Origin of the sequence: Enterobacter cloacae complex sp. EB5 (assembly GCF_031432835.1) — a bacterium.
Taxonomy (GTDB): Bacteria; Pseudomonadota; Gammaproteobacteria; order Enterobacterales; family Enterobacteriaceae; genus Enterobacter; species Enterobacter hormaechei_C.
This window is the reverse complement of record NZ_CP133860.1, coordinates 2,947,485-2,962,362: the sequence shown is the minus strand read 5'-3', so window position 1 is coordinate 2,962,362 and position 14,878 is coordinate 2,947,485. Positions and strand designations below refer to the sequence as shown.

Annotated in this window: 13 protein-coding genes; 6 read left to right on the top strand and 7 right to left on the bottom strand. The window is 54.4% G+C overall.

What is annotated here, in order from left to right; all coding sequences use genetic code 11:
- Positions 1 to 21 precede the first annotated feature (21 nt).
- The gene (gene wzz(fepE) / locus RHN82_RS14195) at positions 22 to 1,158 is read right to left on the bottom strand and encodes an LPS O-antigen length regulator Wzz(fepE) (RefSeq protein WP_047051820.1); all 1,137 of its coding nucleotides are present in this window, start codon (positions 1,156 to 1,158) and stop codon (positions 22 to 24) included.
- 543 nt (positions 1,159 to 1,701) lie between these two features.
- Here wzz(fepE) and RHN82_RS14190 point away from each other — a divergent pair.
- The 4 genes from RHN82_RS14190 to RHN82_RS14175 are packed head-to-tail and all read left to right on the top strand — an operon-like array spanning position 1,702 to position 5,927.
- The gene (locus RHN82_RS14190) at positions 1,702 to 2,592 is read left to right on the top strand and encodes a carbohydrate ABC transporter permease (protein ID WP_003862825.1); all 891 of its coding nucleotides are present in this window, start codon (positions 1,702 to 1,704) and stop codon (positions 2,590 to 2,592) included.
- The gene (locus RHN82_RS14185) at positions 2,585 to 3,487 is read left to right on the top strand and encodes a carbohydrate ABC transporter permease (protein WP_047051821.1); all 903 of its coding nucleotides are present in this window, start codon (positions 2,585 to 2,587) and stop codon (positions 3,485 to 3,487) included. The genes RHN82_RS14190 and RHN82_RS14185 overlap by 8 nt, the downstream gene beginning before the upstream one ends.
- A gap of 12 nt (positions 3,488 to 3,499) precedes the next feature.
- A complete protein-coding gene (locus tag RHN82_RS14180) occupies positions 3,500 to 4,627 on the top strand; it encodes an ABC transporter ATP-binding protein (RefSeq protein ID WP_017382861.1) in 1,128 nt (375 codons plus the stop codon).
- 13 nt (positions 4,628 to 4,640) lie between these two features.
- Positions 4,641 to 5,927, top strand: a complete 1,287-nt coding sequence (locus RHN82_RS14175) for an ABC transporter substrate-binding protein (protein WP_047051822.1) — start codon at positions 4,641 to 4,643, stop codon at positions 5,925 to 5,927.
- A gap of 84 nt (positions 5,928 to 6,011) precedes the next feature.
- Here the strand turns inward: RHN82_RS14175 and RHN82_RS14170 are convergent, their stop codons facing one another.
- The 3 genes from RHN82_RS14170 to kduI form a co-directional block, all read right to left on the bottom strand.
- Positions 6,012 to 7,427, bottom strand: coding sequence for a sugar porter family MFS transporter (locus RHN82_RS14170; protein ID WP_045348047.1), 1,416 nt, complete (start codon positions 7,425 to 7,427; stop codon positions 6,012 to 6,014).
- A 312-nt stretch (positions 7,428 to 7,739) separates the two neighbouring features.
- A complete protein-coding gene (kduD, locus tag RHN82_RS14165) occupies positions 7,740 to 8,501 on the bottom strand; it encodes a 2-dehydro-3-deoxy-D-gluconate 5-dehydrogenase KduD (RefSeq protein WP_003862835.1) in 762 nt (253 codons plus the stop codon).
- 63 nt (positions 8,502 to 8,564) lie between these two features.
- The gene (kduI, locus tag RHN82_RS14160) at positions 8,565 to 9,401 is read right to left on the bottom strand and encodes a 5-dehydro-4-deoxy-D-glucuronate isomerase (RefSeq protein ID WP_047051823.1); all 837 of its coding nucleotides are present in this window, start codon (positions 9,399 to 9,401) and stop codon (positions 8,565 to 8,567) included.
- A gap of 300 nt (positions 9,402 to 9,701) precedes the next feature.
- Here kduI and RHN82_RS14155 point away from each other — a divergent pair, with 300 nt between their 5' ends.
- Positions 9,702 to 10,877 (top strand): oligogalacturonate lyase family protein, encoded by a 1,176-nt coding sequence (locus tag RHN82_RS14155; protein ID WP_047051824.1) that lies wholly within the window; start codon positions 9,702 to 9,704, stop codon positions 10,875 to 10,877.
- A 246-nt stretch (positions 10,878 to 11,123) separates the two neighbouring features.
- Here RHN82_RS14155 and RHN82_RS14150 read toward each other — a convergent pair whose 3' ends face one another.
- The 3 genes from RHN82_RS14150 to RHN82_RS14140 form a co-directional block, all read right to left on the bottom strand.
- Complete coding sequence (locus RHN82_RS14150; protein WP_047051825.1) at positions 11,124 to 11,807, bottom strand: porin; 684 nt, start codon at positions 11,805 to 11,807, stop codon at positions 11,124 to 11,126.
- A 317-nt stretch (positions 11,808 to 12,124) separates the two neighbouring features.
- Positions 12,125 to 13,303 carry an acetyl-CoA C-acetyltransferase gene (locus tag RHN82_RS14145; RefSeq protein WP_017692722.1) on the bottom strand — a complete coding sequence of 393 codons (1,179 nt, stop codon included), beginning with the start codon at positions 13,301 to 13,303 and terminating at the stop codon, positions 12,125 to 12,127.
- Positions 13,304 to 13,395: 92 nt separating this feature from the next.
- Entirely contained in the window at positions 13,396 to 14,262 is an 867-nt protein-coding gene (locus RHN82_RS14140; RefSeq protein WP_047051826.1) for a LysR family transcriptional regulator, read from the bottom strand.
- A gap of 101 nt (positions 14,263 to 14,363) precedes the next feature.
- Here RHN82_RS14140 and RHN82_RS14135 point away from each other — a divergent pair, with 101 nt between their 5' ends.
- Positions 14,364 to 14,828, top strand: a complete 465-nt coding sequence (locus RHN82_RS14135) for a multidrug/biocide efflux PACE transporter (protein ID WP_047051827.1) — start codon at positions 14,364 to 14,366, stop codon at positions 14,826 to 14,828.
- The last annotated feature ends 50 nt before the right edge of the window (positions 14,829 to 14,878 follow it).

Here is a 14,878-nt window from a genome sequence, read left to right as displayed (position 1 = left end):
AGTTGAGCGCCTTTTTTAATGTTATTCCGTAACCGGCTCAGGAAGTTGTTCCGGCAGCGGGTTGCGGGTGCTCATAGCCTCGCGCAGCAGCACGCTGCCACAGGCGAACAGTCCACCCAGAATACACGCCAGCAGCACAATCAGGGCTTTGCCCGGGCCATCTTTTTTCACCGGCATAGAAGGAGAGAGCTGGTATTTGAACGGCTCCAGGCTCACATCTTCGAAGGAAAGTTTTTGCAGCTGTGCCAGATAGTATTCGCGGTTCTGGAAATCGGCGTTCAGCTCAGAAACGTCCTTGAGATTTTTTTCAATCTGCAATTTCTGCGCAATCCCGTCCGCACCGAGGGCAACGGAATAATCCGGATCGTCTTTCACCGCCTGTCCATTGCTGTAGACCGGCTTTTTGATCCCTGCCGCGTTCGCCACTTCCAGCGAGTAGTTCAGGCGTTGCAGGTTGGTATTGTGGATATTGGTCAGGCGGACCCGATCCAGCTCCAGCTGCTGCTGAACCGTTTTGGTTCTCAGGATCAGCTGATCGCGAATGTTTTGCATGGTCTCCTGCTCGACGATGCGGGAGATGTACTGAATGTAACCATTCAACACTTTCTGCGCGTCCTCTGCCGTTGGGGCAGTGAAGCTTAACGTCCAGGAGAGGTACGGTGCTTTATCAGCGTTTTTTTCCTGCGTGTTATCAACAGCCTTCATCTTTTCGGCAATATTGACCACCGCGCGGTGCAGCTCCAGCGGGTCAACCTCAGCGCCATCGAGCTGAGCCATCACGTAGGGTGAGTTCTTCATGTACTCTTCAAGCAGAGACTGGGACTGAAACTTTTTGATAAACAGATTAAACACATCCGCACGGGTAATTTTCACGTCGACATCAAGCACCTGGAGCGCCACCATCATCTGGCGTAGCGAACTCCACTGCGTCTGTTCCGCGGGCGTAATGACCGCTTTACTGGTCCATTTTTGCGGTATCAGAAAGGCGATTGCCAGGCCGACCAGTGCAAATGCAAAGACAATGGTGATGATGCGTTTTTTTGCTGCCAGCAGGACGTCCAGCAGACCCAGAAGATCTATTTCTTTAGCGCTGACCGCCGGGGGAGCATAGTGAGGAAAGTTGAGATCCGTATGTTTTTTGAAATCCATCGCTGACATAACTGTTCTTCTTTTAAGGATGCAGTGAAATTCTGCCTGACTGGTTCCGGTGTAACAAATCATACAAGAATGTAAGAATTATCTGAATGACGAATTGGTACATCTGTAGACCTGCTATCAGATCTGGTAGTTAGCCACGCTGCGTGACTATTCTTATTCCCGCTCCCCTTTTGCTTCGTTATCTCTTCCTCATGGCCCGCGGCGAAGGTCCGTGAAAAGTCAAAAATGCCACCTCCCTCACTATATTGAAACAGCGTTTCGACGCCGATCACATTTCCACCATTAAGCGAATGACGCAGAAATAAATCGCAATAATATAAAATAAAACGATGTTTTAGTATCCAAGAACGCCGGTTCAGCTCTTTTGAAACCAGAAGCGCTTACAGCACGAAGAAAGACAAAAAGCGTTAAAAAACAAACGTAGGTTTTGCCGTTGCCAGACGTTGCACCCTGAATTTCAGCTCCCATGCCGCGCATCGCAGGCTTGGGAAAATGTAACAAAGCAGATTTCGTATTAAACCATTGATTGCCAGGTAGGTATGTATGAATGAAAACAAGCTGCTGGGGCTCGCATGGATATCACCCTATATCATCGGGCTGATACTCTTTACGGCATTCCCCTTCGTCTCTTCGTTTTTCCTCAGCTTTACGGATTACGATTTGATGAGTCCGCCGGTGTTTAACGGCATCGAAAACTATCGCTACATGTTTACCGAAGACACGCTCTTCTGGAAATCCATGGGCGTGACCTTTGCCTATGTATTTTTAACCATCCCGTTAAAGCTCGCCTTTGCATTAGGCATTGCCTTTGTCCTGAACTTTAAATTACGCGGCATCGGCTTTTTCCGAACGGCCTACTATATTCCGTCGATCCTCGGCAGCTCCGTCGCCATTGCCGTATTGTGGCGCGCCTTATTTGCCATCGATGGCCTGCTGAACAGCTTTATCGGCGTATTTGGCTTTGATCCGGTGAACTGGCTGGGCGAACCGTCGCTGGCGCTGATGTCCGTTACCCTGCTGCGCGTCTGGCAGTTCGGTTCCGCGATGGTCATCTTCCTGGCCGCGCTGCAAAACGTCCCGCAGTCCCAGTATGAAGCGGCGATGATCGATGGCGCATCGAAATGGCAGATGTTCATGAAGGTGACCGTGCCGCTGATTACGCCGGTGATCTTCTTCAACTTCATCATGCAGACCACGCAGGCGTTCCAGGAATTTACCGGGCCGTACGTGATTACCGGCGGCGGGCCAACCTATTCGACCTATCTGTTCTCGCTCTACATCTACGACACCGCGTTTAAGTATTTCGATATGGGCTATGGCGCGGCGCTGGCGTGGATCTTGTTCCTGGTGGTGGCCGTCTTCGCCGGTATCGCCTTTAAGTCGTCGAAATACTGGGTGTTCTACTCCGCCGATAAAGGAGGCAAAAATGGCTGATATTCAACAACTCTCCACGGCAAGAAGCGTCGCCGAACGCGAAGTGGCCCGCACGCTGCGCAGAGAGAAAATCAACGCCACCGTTCGCTATGTGATCCTGCTGGTTGTCGGCCTGCTGATGCTTTACCCACTGGTGTGGATGTTCTCCGCGTCGTTCAAACCGAACCACGAGATCTTCACCACCCTGAGCCTGTGGCCTGCCCACGCCACCTGGGATGGTTTCGTAAACGGCTGGAAAACCGGCACCGAGTACAACTTCGGCCATTACATGCTGAACACCTTTAAGTATGTGATCCCGAAAGTGATCCTGACCATTATCTCCTCCACCATCGTGGCGTACGGCTTTGCCCGCTTCGAGATCCCGTGGAAGAAGTTCTGGTTCGCCACGCTCATCACCACCATGCTGCTGCCCAGCACCGTGCTCCTGATCCCGCAGTACCTGATGTTCCGTGAAATGGGCATGCTCAACAGCTATATGCCGCTGTACCTGCCGCTGGCCTTCGCCACTCAGGGGTTCTTCGTCTTCATGCTGATCCAGTTCCTGCGCGGCGTCCCGCGTGACATGGAGGAGGCGGCGCAGATCGACGGCTGTAACTCCATTCAGGTGCTGTGGTACGTGGTGGTGCCGATCCTGAAACCGGCCATTATCTCCGTCGCCCTGTTCCAGTTCATGTGGTCCATGAACGACTTTATCGGGCCGCTGATTTACGTCTACAGCGTGGATAAATACCCCATCGCACTGGCGCTGAAAATGTCCATCGACGTCACCGAAGGCGCGCCGTGGAACGAAATTCTGGCAATGGCGAGCATCTCCATTCTGCCATCCATCATTGTCTTCTTCCTGGCACAGCGCTACTTCGTACAGGGCGTCACCAGCAGCGGAATTAAAGGTTAAGAGGGAAATACCATGGCTGAAGTTATTTTCAACAAGCTGGAAAAGGTCTACTCCAACGGCTTTAAAGCGGTACACGCTATCGATCTTAAAATTGCTGAAGGGGAATTCATGGTGATCGTCGGCCCATCCGGCTGCGCCAAATCCACGACCCTTCGCATGCTGGCGGGGCTGGAAACCATCAGCGGCGGCGAGGTGCGCATTGGCGACAAGATCGTGAACAACCTCGCGCCGAAAGAGCGCGGAATAGCAATGGTGTTCCAGAACTACGCCCTCTATCCGCATATGACGGTGCGCGAGAATCTGGCCTTTGGTCTCAAGCTGAGCAAGCTGCCGAAAGATCAGATTGAGTCTCAGGTGAATGAAGCCGCCAAAATTCTTGAGCTGGAAGAGCTGCTCGACCGCCTGCCGCGCCAGCTTTCCGGCGGCCAGGCGCAGCGCGTGGCGGTAGGCCGTGCGATTGTGAAAAAGCCAGATGTGTTCCTGTTCGATGAGCCGCTTTCAAACCTCGACGCCAAACTGCGCGCTTCGATGCGTATCCGTATTTCTGACCTGCACAAGCAGCTGAAGAAATCAGGGAAACCGGCGACCACCGTTTACGTGACCCACGACCAGACCGAAGCGATGACCATGGGCGACCGCATCTGCGTGATGAAGCTCGGCCATATCATGCAGGTGGACACGCCGGACAACCTCTACCACAAGCCGAAGAACATGTTCGTGGCGGGCTTTATCGGCGCGCCGGAGATGAATATACGCAAAAGCGTGCTGGTCGAAAAAGCGGGCCAGCTGCACATCGCCATTGGCGATGAAACCATGCCGCTGAACGCGGAGAAGCAGGAGAAAGTCGCGGCTTACGCGGGTCAGGAGATCTTCTACGGCGTGCGCCCGGAATTTGTATCGCTCTCTGATGAGCCCTTCCCGGACGGCGGCTGTAGCGGGGAGATGGTGCGCGTTGAAAACATGGGCCACGAATTCTTTGTGTACCTGAAGGTCGCGGACTATGAACTGACCGCCCGAATCCCGTCCGATGAAGCTAAACCAATGATTGATAAGGGCCTTCATCGTAAGGTGTATTTCACGTTTGAGATGAACAAGTGTCATATTTTTGACGCAAAAACTGAACAGAACCTCTCTCTCTGATGGAGTGATAAAAATGAAAAAAGTGCTTTTAAGCGCAGCAATCTCCGCGACCCTCAGCCTTACCGCTTTGCCATCGATGGCGCAGAATGTGGATCTACGGATGTCCTGGTGGGGCGGCAACGGCCGTCACCAGGTCACTCTGAAAGCGCTGGAAGAGTTCCATAAGCAGAACCCGGACATCAACGTGAAAGCGGAATACACCGGCTGGGACGGTCACCTCTCCCGTCTGACCACCCAGATTGCGGGCGGCACCGAGCCGGACGTCATGCAGACGAACTGGAACTGGCTGCCGATCTTCTCCAAAACCGGTGACGGCTTCTACGATCTGAACAAGATGAAGGACGTGATCGACCTGTCGCAGTTCGATCCCAAAGAGCTGCAAACCACCACCGTGGACGGCAAGCTGAACGGCATTCCGATCTCGGTGACGGCGCGCGTGTTCTACTTCAATGACGAAACCTGGAAAAAAGCGGGTATTGCGTACCCGAAAACCTGGGACGAGCTGATGGCGGCCGGTAAAACCTTCGAGAGCAAGCTCGGCAAGCAATACTATCCGGTGATCCTGGAGCACCAGGATACGCTGGCGCTGCTGAATTCGTACATGATCCAGAAGTACAACATTCCTGCGGTGGATGAGAAAACCAAAAAGTTCAGCTACACAAAGGAACAGTGGGTGGAGTTTTTCCAGACCTACAAAAAGCTGATCGACAGCCACGTCATGCCGGACACCAAATACTATGCCTCGTTCGGTAAGAGCAACATGTATGAGATGAAGCCGTGGATCCAGGGGGAATGGGGCGGCACCTACATGTGGAACTCCACCATCAACAAATATTCCGACAACCTGAAGCCACCGGCGAAACTGGAGCTGGGCAGCTACCCAATGCTGCCGGGCGCCACCGACGCGGGTCTGTTCTTCAAACCGGCGCAGATGCTGTCGATTGGTAAGACGACCAAAAACCCGGAAGCGGCAGCGAAGCTGATTAACTTCCTGCTCAACAGCAAAGAAGGGGTCGATACGCTGGGTCTTGAGCGCGGCGTGCCGCTGAGCAAAGTGGCGGTGCAGTATCTGACCGAAGACGGCACCATTAAAGAGGACGATCCATCCGTGGCGGGCCTGCGCCTGGCGCAGTCGCTGCCGGCGAAACTCACCGTCTCGCCATACTTTGACGACCCACAGATTGTGGCGCAGTTCGGTACCTCTTTGCAGTATATCGACTACGGGCAGAAAACCGTGGAAGAGACGGCCGCTGACTTCCAGCGTCAGGCGGAGCGTATTTTGAGACGTGCGATGCGGTAAACACAAAGCCGGGTGGCGGCTACGCCTTACCCGGCCTACACGGTATCGTAGGCCCGGTAAGCGAAGCGCCACCGGGCAATGACATTACACGCCGATATTACGTAGCTTCTCCCCTCTCATCAGCTTGCGTTCAATATGCTCCAGGGTCACGCCTTTGGTTTCCGGGATCAGCCAGAAGGTCACGCCGATAAACGCCACGTTCAGCACCGTATAGAGCCAGAAGGTGCCTGCCGCGCCAATCGCATCCAGCAGCGTCAGGAAGGTCGCGCCAATAATCATGTTCGACACCCAGTTGGTGGTGGTGGAACAGGTGATACCAAAGTCGCGGCATTTCAGCGGCTGAATTTCAGAGCACAGGATCCACACCACCGGCGCGGCGCTCATCGCGTAACCGGCGATACACATCATGGTCATGCCAACGGAGAGCCAGGAGAGGCCGCTGGACGCCGTGCCGTTATCGAACTGCATCAGGCAGTAGCCGAGTATTAAGGTGCCGAGCGCCATCACGCTAAAGCCAATTTTCAGGGCCGGTTTACGGCCGGCCTTATCGACGGTGAACACCGCGATAAAGGTGGCGAACATAAAGGTCAGCCCCACCACCAGCGTGGCGATCATCTGCTGTTCGGTGGTGGTAAATCCGGCCATTTTAAAGATGCGTGGGGCGTAATACATGATGATGTTCATCCCCGTGAACTGCTGCATCGCCTGCAACAGCATGCCGAGGAACACCGCGCGGCGCACGTTGCGGTTTGCCTTAAACAGCGACCAGCCGCCCTGCTTCAGCTTCAGGCTTTCGCGGATTTCGTTCAGCTCTTCACGCGCTTTTTCAGACGTGTCGCGCAGCATGCGCAGCACCTCTTCCGCCTCCACGTGACGCCCTTTTTGCGCCAGCCAGCGCGGGCTGTTCGGCAGGAAAATGACTAACACAATCAGCAGCACCGCAGGCAGCGCCAGCACGCCAAGCATTGCCCGCCAGTTGCCGCTGTAGCTGAAGTACGTATCCGACAGGAACGCCAGCACGATACCGAGCGTCACCATCAGCTGGTACATGCTGATCATCTTCCCGCGCACGTTTTCGCTCGCCATTTCGGAGAGGTAAAGCGGCGCGGTGTAGGACGCGATACCCACCGCCACGCCCAGCAGCACGCGGGAGAGCAGCAGCACTTCAACGTTGGTGGCAAACGCCGAGCCAATGGAACCGGCAACAAACAGGATCGCCCCGACCATCAGGCTGTATTTGCGCCCGAGACGGAACGACAGCCAGCCGTTAAAGAGCGCGCCGATGGCCGCGCCGAGCATCATGCTGCTCACCACCCACTCTTGCAGGCGGTTGCTTAACGTAAAGTGGTCGGTAATAAAGGGCAGTGCGCCAGCGATAACGCCGATATCCAGACCAAACAGTAAACCGGCTACGGCGGCCGCAACCGAAACAAACTGGTTCATGCGTCGGGTATCGCGCAGCGCAGCGGGCATAAGGGTAGAGTCATTTACAGATGTCATAGTTTCCTGCCTCAACAGCGAAATTCGTTAAGTGAAATTACGAGATACCGGAAGAAAGTGTCAGGCCGGAACTGGTGAAGATATGGATTATTTCGCTACGACATACCGATCTGTGATGGACATTACAATTTCAAATCAGGGTGGTTTAACCTTATTTATTATTAATTGGTTAATATTTAAGCAATAAATGTGTGATACCTGTCATTCATTCCTTTTCAGTATGGATTTTTCATCTTTAAGGATATGGATAAAGCCAATTTTGGCGCAAAAAAAACCTCCACCCGAGGGCAGAGGTTCTTTATTCGGGCTGCATTAACGAGCCAGCCAGCCGCCGTCAACGGCAACGGTGTAGCCGTTAATGTAATCCGAAGCCGGGGACGCCAGGAATACAACCGGGCCCATCAGATCGCTCGGCAGACCCCAGCGACCCGCTGGAATACGCTCCAGGATAGCTGCACTGCGCTCTTCATCCGCACGCAGCTGCTGGGTATTGTTGGTGGCCATGTAGCCCGGCGCAATCGCGTTGACGTTGATGTTGTGCTGCGCCCACTCGTTCGCCAGCAGACGGGTCACGCCCATCACGGCGCTCTTCGATGCGGTGTAAGACGGCACGCGGATGCCGCCCTGGAAAGAGAGCATGGAGGCAATATTGATGATCTTGCCGCCTTTCCCCTGGGCGATGAAGTGCTTCGCAGCCGCCTGGGACATAAAGAACACGCTCTTGATGTTCAGGTTCATCACGTCGTCCCAGTCCGTTTCGCTGAAGTTAATCGCGTCTTCACGACGGATGAGGCCGGCGTTGTTGACCAGAATATCGATATGCCCAAACTCCGCCACCGCGCGATCCAGCAGCTCAGGGATCGCATCGATTTTGCGCAGGTCCGCGGTCAGGCTCAGGAAACGGCGGCCCAGTGCGGTAACGCGCTCGATGGTTTCCGTTGGCTCAACGATGTTAATCCCGACGATATCGCAGCCCGCTTCCGCCAGACCTAACGCCATACCCTGCCCCAGCCCGGTGTCACAACCGGAAACCACAGCCACTTTACCTTGCAGAGAAAATGCATCCAGAATCATGTTTGTTCCTTAATCGTTCAGCGCCTGTCAGCAACAGGCAGATGTATGCTTAACTGCCTGCGACTAGCGCAGATCCTTAACAGCGACGTGGTCCATGTCATCGAAGACCTGGTTTTCACCGACCATACCCCAGATAAAGGTATAGGCTTTTGTTCCCACGCCAGAGTGGATGGACCAGCTCGGCGAAATGACCGCCTGCTCGTTGTGCATAACGATATGGCGCGTCTCCTGCGGCTGCCCCATCATGTGGAACACGCAGGCGTCTTCATCCATGTTGAAATAGAAATAGACCTCCATGCGGCGCTCGTGGGTATGGCACGGCATGGTGTTCCACAGGTTGCCCGGCGCAAGCTCGGTCAGCCCCATGCTGAGCTGGCAGGTTTCCAGCACATCCGGAACAAAGTATTTGTTGATGGTGCGACGGTTGCTGGTAAGGTTATCGCCAAGGGTCACCGGGGCAACGTCCACTGGCGTGACTTTTTTGGTGGGGTAAGTCGTATGAGCCGGGGCGCAGTTGTAGTAAAACTTCGCCGGTTTGCTGCCATCGATGCTGGCGAACACCACTTCTTTCGCGCCTTTGCCGACGTACAGCGCGTCGCGGTGACCAATTTCGTAGCACTGGCCATCGACGGTAATGGTGCCCGGCCCGCCGATGTTAATCACGCCCAGTTCACGGCGTTCGAGGAAGTAGCTCACGCCCAGCTGTTTGCCCACTTCACCGCCCACGGAGACGGTTTTCGCTACCGGCATAATCCCGCCCACAATAATGCGGTCAATATGGCTGTAGACCATGGTGTACTTGTCGGCTTCGAACACTTGCTCAACTAAAAACTCACTGCGCAGCCCCTGAGTATCCAGCGTTTTAGCGTGCGCACTGTGGATGCTTTGTCTGACGTCCACGTAAACCTCCAGAATTGATCGTGCCCGAAGGCAAAGATAAATAACGAAACAACGTTCCGTTTTCGTGATGAACACATATTATCCCCTGACCACGGGGTTTTCAATTGCATTTAAAACAACGTTTCATTTTTTCTGCTTGTTTATGCCAGAAATGGTGTTTCGATCACGATAAATCTTTAAGACCCTCAATCTGGTTAATGAAACTGAGAAATTGCGCTGTCAGTCACACATAATGAAACAACGTTTTGATAATTTAACACCCAGTTTTCAACCTACATTACGCGTTCAAAGGAGTGCATTATGGCTAAAGGTATGCGGGTCAAGCTGAACTACGAGGTCAGCCGCGATCCGGATACAGGCGTGGAAGTCACCCGCCTGACCCCACCGGAAGTAACCTGTCATCGCAACTACTTTTACCAGAAGTGCTTCTTTAACGATGGCAGCCACCTGCTGTTCGCCGGGGAGTTCGACGGTCACTGGAACTATTATCTGTTGGATCTGAAAAACGCCGAAGCGGTACAGTTGACCGAAGGCGCGGGCGATAACACCTTTGGCGGGTTTCTCTCTCCGGACGATAAATCCCTCTACTATGTGAAGAACGATCGCACCCTGCTGGAGGTGGATTTACAGACGCTGGCAGAGCGCGAAGTGTACCGCGTCCCGGAAGAGTGGGTCGGCTACGGCACCTGGGTCGCAAACAGCGACTGCACCAAACTGGTGGGTATTGAGATTGCCAGACGTGACTGGACGCCACTCAACGACTGGAAAATTTTCCACGACTTCTTCCACAAAGGGCCGCACTGCCGCCTGCTGCGCGTTGATCTGAAAACGGGTGAAAGCACCACCATTCATGACGAGAAGATCTGGCTGGGACATCCGATATATCGCCCGTTCGATGACAATACCGTGGCCTTCTGTCATGAAGGGCCGCACGACCTGGTCGACGCCCGCATGTGGCTGGTGAACGAAGATGGCAGCAACGTGCGGAAAGTGAAAACGCACGCGGAAGGTGAAAGCTGTACACATGAATTTTGGGTGCCGGACGGGTCCGCGCTGATCTACGTCTCTTACCTGAAAGGTCAGCAAGGGCGTACCATCTCCCGCTTCAACCCGGACACCGGCGTGAATGAAGCGGTAATGAACATGCCCGCCTGTTCGCATCTGATGAGCAACGTTGACGGCAGCATGCTGGTTGGCGACGGCTCCGGTACGCCTGTCGATGTGAAAGACACTGGCGGCTACACCATTGATAACGATCCTTATCTGTATGCCTTTGACGTGGCGAAGAAAGTCTATTACCGCATCGCCCGTCATGACACTTCATGGGCTACGGTGGCGAACAGCCGCCAGGTAACCCACCCGCATCCGTCCTTCACGCCGGACGAAAAAGCGGTGCTGTACAGTTCCGATAAAGACGGCAAACCGGCCCTCTATATCGCGAAACTCCCCGAGCAACCTGAAATGTTGCATGCCTGACTTGAGTTAGTGTTTCTGTAACTGGCCTTGCCCTCCGATTCGGGGGGCTTTTTTTTGGGTAATTGCACGGGCTTTTTGCCGGGTGGCGCTTCGCTTACCCGGCCTACAAAACAACGGATTGGAAGGAAGGTGTAGGCCGGGTAAGCGTTAGCGCCACCCGGCGTAAGAAACAACGGAGTGGAGGAAAGGTGTAGGCCGGGTAAGCGTCAGCGCCACCCGGCGGTTTTTAGCGAAGGAACTGAATCATCAGAAGGAGTACGCCACGCCTAAACGGAAACGGGTCTGCCGTTCGTCCGTGTCTTTAACCCCGACGTTACCCACCTCCACATACAGCGCCCAGTTTTTATCCCATTTGTAGGCCAGCTTGGCGTTATATTCGTTGGAATAATCTTTATTGTTATTTCGGGCCACGCCTTCAGAGCTTTTCGCGTAAACATAGTTCAGCTCGGTACGCCAGTCACCTAATACCCAACCGACCCACGCATCGCCACGGTTAACTTTATCATCGTCCTTATTTTCGCTTGACGGGTAGCGGGTATATTCGTAACGGTAACGCGCGGCTACGTAGAAGCCATTATCGAAACTATATTGCACATGCAGATTCGGTTTATAAATAGTGCGGCTGTCTGTGCTTTCAATTGTAAACGCAGGGGTCAGGGCGATATTGTCTGTCGCTTTCCAGCGCCAGCTAATCTGATCTTCGTGACCGTTCCCCACTACATCCGCGAATGGCTGATTTGCCTTGTCCCCGCCTGATTTCCACTTCGCCTCGACTGAAAAACCAAAGCCATTATCAAAGCGGTGCGAGACGGCAACACGGTCGGCATTCGAGCCGCTGTCAATATATTCGTGACGCAGATCGACGGTAACGGCGCTAGCCGCAAAAGAGGCACTAATAAGGGAAGCAAGGAGCAGAGATTTCTTAAACATGAAAAAACCCTCAATTAAAATAACGTTTCGTTTTTATGAAACTTGAGTTTATTTTTTATGCACCGTTATTTTAGTGACAGGGATCGAAATTATTTGTTTCATTTTTTTTGGCAAAGATCGACGTGAACCCCATCAACAAAAAAAGAGTATTAACCGTAAATTTCAGGCGTGAGATCACATTAAGCACTTCACAAAGCCAATAATTAACCGCGCAATAATTATTGCGGGCTTCAGAAAGAACGCAGAAGTGTTAAAAAAGGATTCTGCGGACACAAAAAAACCTCCCGTGGGAGGTTTCTGTGCACAGAGAGAGGAAACTACCGTTCGATCGCCAGGGCCACCCCCTGCCCTCCGCCAATGCAGAGCGTTGCGATCCCTTTTCGGGCGTTACGCTTTTTCATTTCGTGTACCAGCGACACCAGAATGCGGCAGCCGGAGGCGCCAATGGGATGGCCCAACGCGATCGCACCGCCGTTGACGTTGACCCGCAGCGGATCCCATTCCAGCATTTTCCCGACCGAGATCGCCTGTGCAGCAAAGGCTTCGTTGACCTCAATCAGATCCACATCGTTCAGCTCCCAGCCCGCCCGTTCCAGGCAGCGGCGCGTGGCATAGACCGGGGCGATCCCCATTAACGCGGGATCAACGCCCACGCTGGCAAACGCTTTGATCCGCGCCAGCACCGGCAGCGCCAGCTCCTGGGCTTTGCTTTCACTCATCATCATCACCGCCGCCGCACCGTCGTTAATGGATGAGGCGTTGCCTGCCGTTACGGAACCGAGCGTTTCAAAGGCCGGATCGAGTTTTGCCAGCCCTTCTGCGCTGGCATCGGTGCGCGGCTGCTCGTCGGTATCTACGATGAGCGCTTCACCGTTCTGGCGCTGGGTACTGACCGGGACAATTTCATCGCGAAAACGCCCGGAGTCGATCGCTGCACGCGCTTTTTGCTGTGAGCTGAGGGCATATGCATCCTGAAGCTCGCGGCTGATACCGTATTCCCGCGCCAGGTTTTCCGCCGTTACGCCCATATGGTAGTCGTTGAAGGCGTCCCACAGCCCGTCGTGAACCAGGCTGTCAAGCAGCTGGCTGTTCCCGAGCTGCGCGCCGGTCCGGCTGTCGGTCAGGACATGCGGGGCGCGGCTCATATTCTCCTGCCCGCCGGCAATGACCACGTCCGCTTCACCGCACTGAATGGCCTGCGTCGCAAGATGGAGCGCTTTCAAACCTGAACCACAGACGTCGTTGATGGTAATTGCCGAAACGGTATTAGGCAGTCCGCCCTTCAGCGCTGCCTGGCGTGCAGGGTTTTGTCCCGCGCCAGCGGTCAGTACCTGGCCCAGGATCACCTCATCAATTTCATGTGCGGCAACACCGCTGCGTTCCACCAGCGCTCTTACCACCACGCTGCCGAGATCAACCGCAGAGTGACGCGCAAGCGCTCCCTGAAAACAGCCGATAGCCGTACGTAACGCACCCACTATAACGACATCTTTCATCACGACCTCTGTGCAAAATGACATGACGATAGTAGAGGATTGTTATCAACAATTGACGCAAATGTTTAAAATTAGTGAGTTTAGTCACAGGATTATCGTGCGTCCTGCAAGTACTGGCGCAGCCAGCTTCCGGCGACGCCGGGCGGGGTTCGTTTGTTCCATACCAGATCGATGGCAATCGACCTCGGCCAGCCCGGCACGTTCAGCTGCACCAGCGATTTCGACGCGGCAAATTCGTCGACCAGCGCGCAGGGTAACGCGCACCAGCCAAAGCCCTGTACCGCCATACTCAGCAGTAACAGGTAATTCGGCGCAGACCAGACCGGCCCGCGCGCAAGGGGCGCTTCCCGTTCAAGATAGGTACTCAGCCGCAGCTCGCGCCAGCCATGCAGCTCATCCGCCTGCGTCTCATGTTGCCCTGCCAGAGGATGTCCGGCAGAAACGTAAATGGCCATCCGCGTCTGCATAGGCAGACGGGTCGCGCCAATATCGGTCGGGTAGCTGTCGCGCGCTTCCGTCAGACCAATTTGCGCCCGCTCCTTTTGCAGCAGATCGATCACGTCTTCCTCTTCCCCAATCAGGCACTCAAATTCCGTGTGCGGAAAACGCTGGTCGAACTGGCTCATCATCTGTTCCAGCACGGCCGGGTTAAGCGTATCGGAGAGAACAAAGGTAAAACGCGCCTCCGTTTGCGCGGTTAACGATACGGCCAGCTCATCCAGGCGCGCGCTGGCGGCGAGTATCGACTGAACATAGCCCAGCACCTGTTCACCCTGGGCGGTTAACACCGGGTGACGCGCCGAGCGATCGAACAGATCAAAGCCAAGGTCAGCTTCAAGGTTGGCGATGGAGGTGCTGATGGTGGACTGGCTTTTACGCAGCCGTCTTGCCGCAGCAGAAAACGAACCCGCGGCGACAGTTTCAACAAACGCGGTCAGTGCTTCGGGAGAATAACGCATGATGTATCTACTTTATCGATGGATACTATCTTTTATATATCACCTTAAGCGATAAGAATAGGCCGCATCAACGCCCATACTGGCGTCAATATGAGGTAAATATGCAACATCAGGATGCACTCCAACGTAAATTGCCGGAGCGGATCTTCCATGCCGTCTGTTTTGAAGGCATTGCCACGGCGATCCTCGCCCCGACGGCCGCGTGGCTAATGCAGCGCTCGGTGGTTGAAATGGGGGGTCTCACCATTATTCTGGCGACCACGGCAATGCTCTGGAACATTATCTATAACTTTGGCTTCGACCGTTTCTGGCCCGTCCAGCGGGTGAAGCGCACGGCGAAAGTGCGCGCCCTGCATGCCCTGGGTTTTGAATGCGGCTTTATTGTGATTGGCGTAACCATCGTTGCCGCCGTGCTGGGCGTGACGCTGCTCCAGGCTTTTACCCTGGAAATTGGTTTCTTCCTGTTCTTCCTGCCGTACACCATGCTCTACAACTGGGCGTACGACACCCTGCGGGAGAAAATCATCAAGCGCCGCCAGCAACAACGCGCCCTGGCAAGCGAATAACCTTCCGGCCGGAGACCTGCTCCGGCCCACCCCCTGCGAAGCAACGGCGA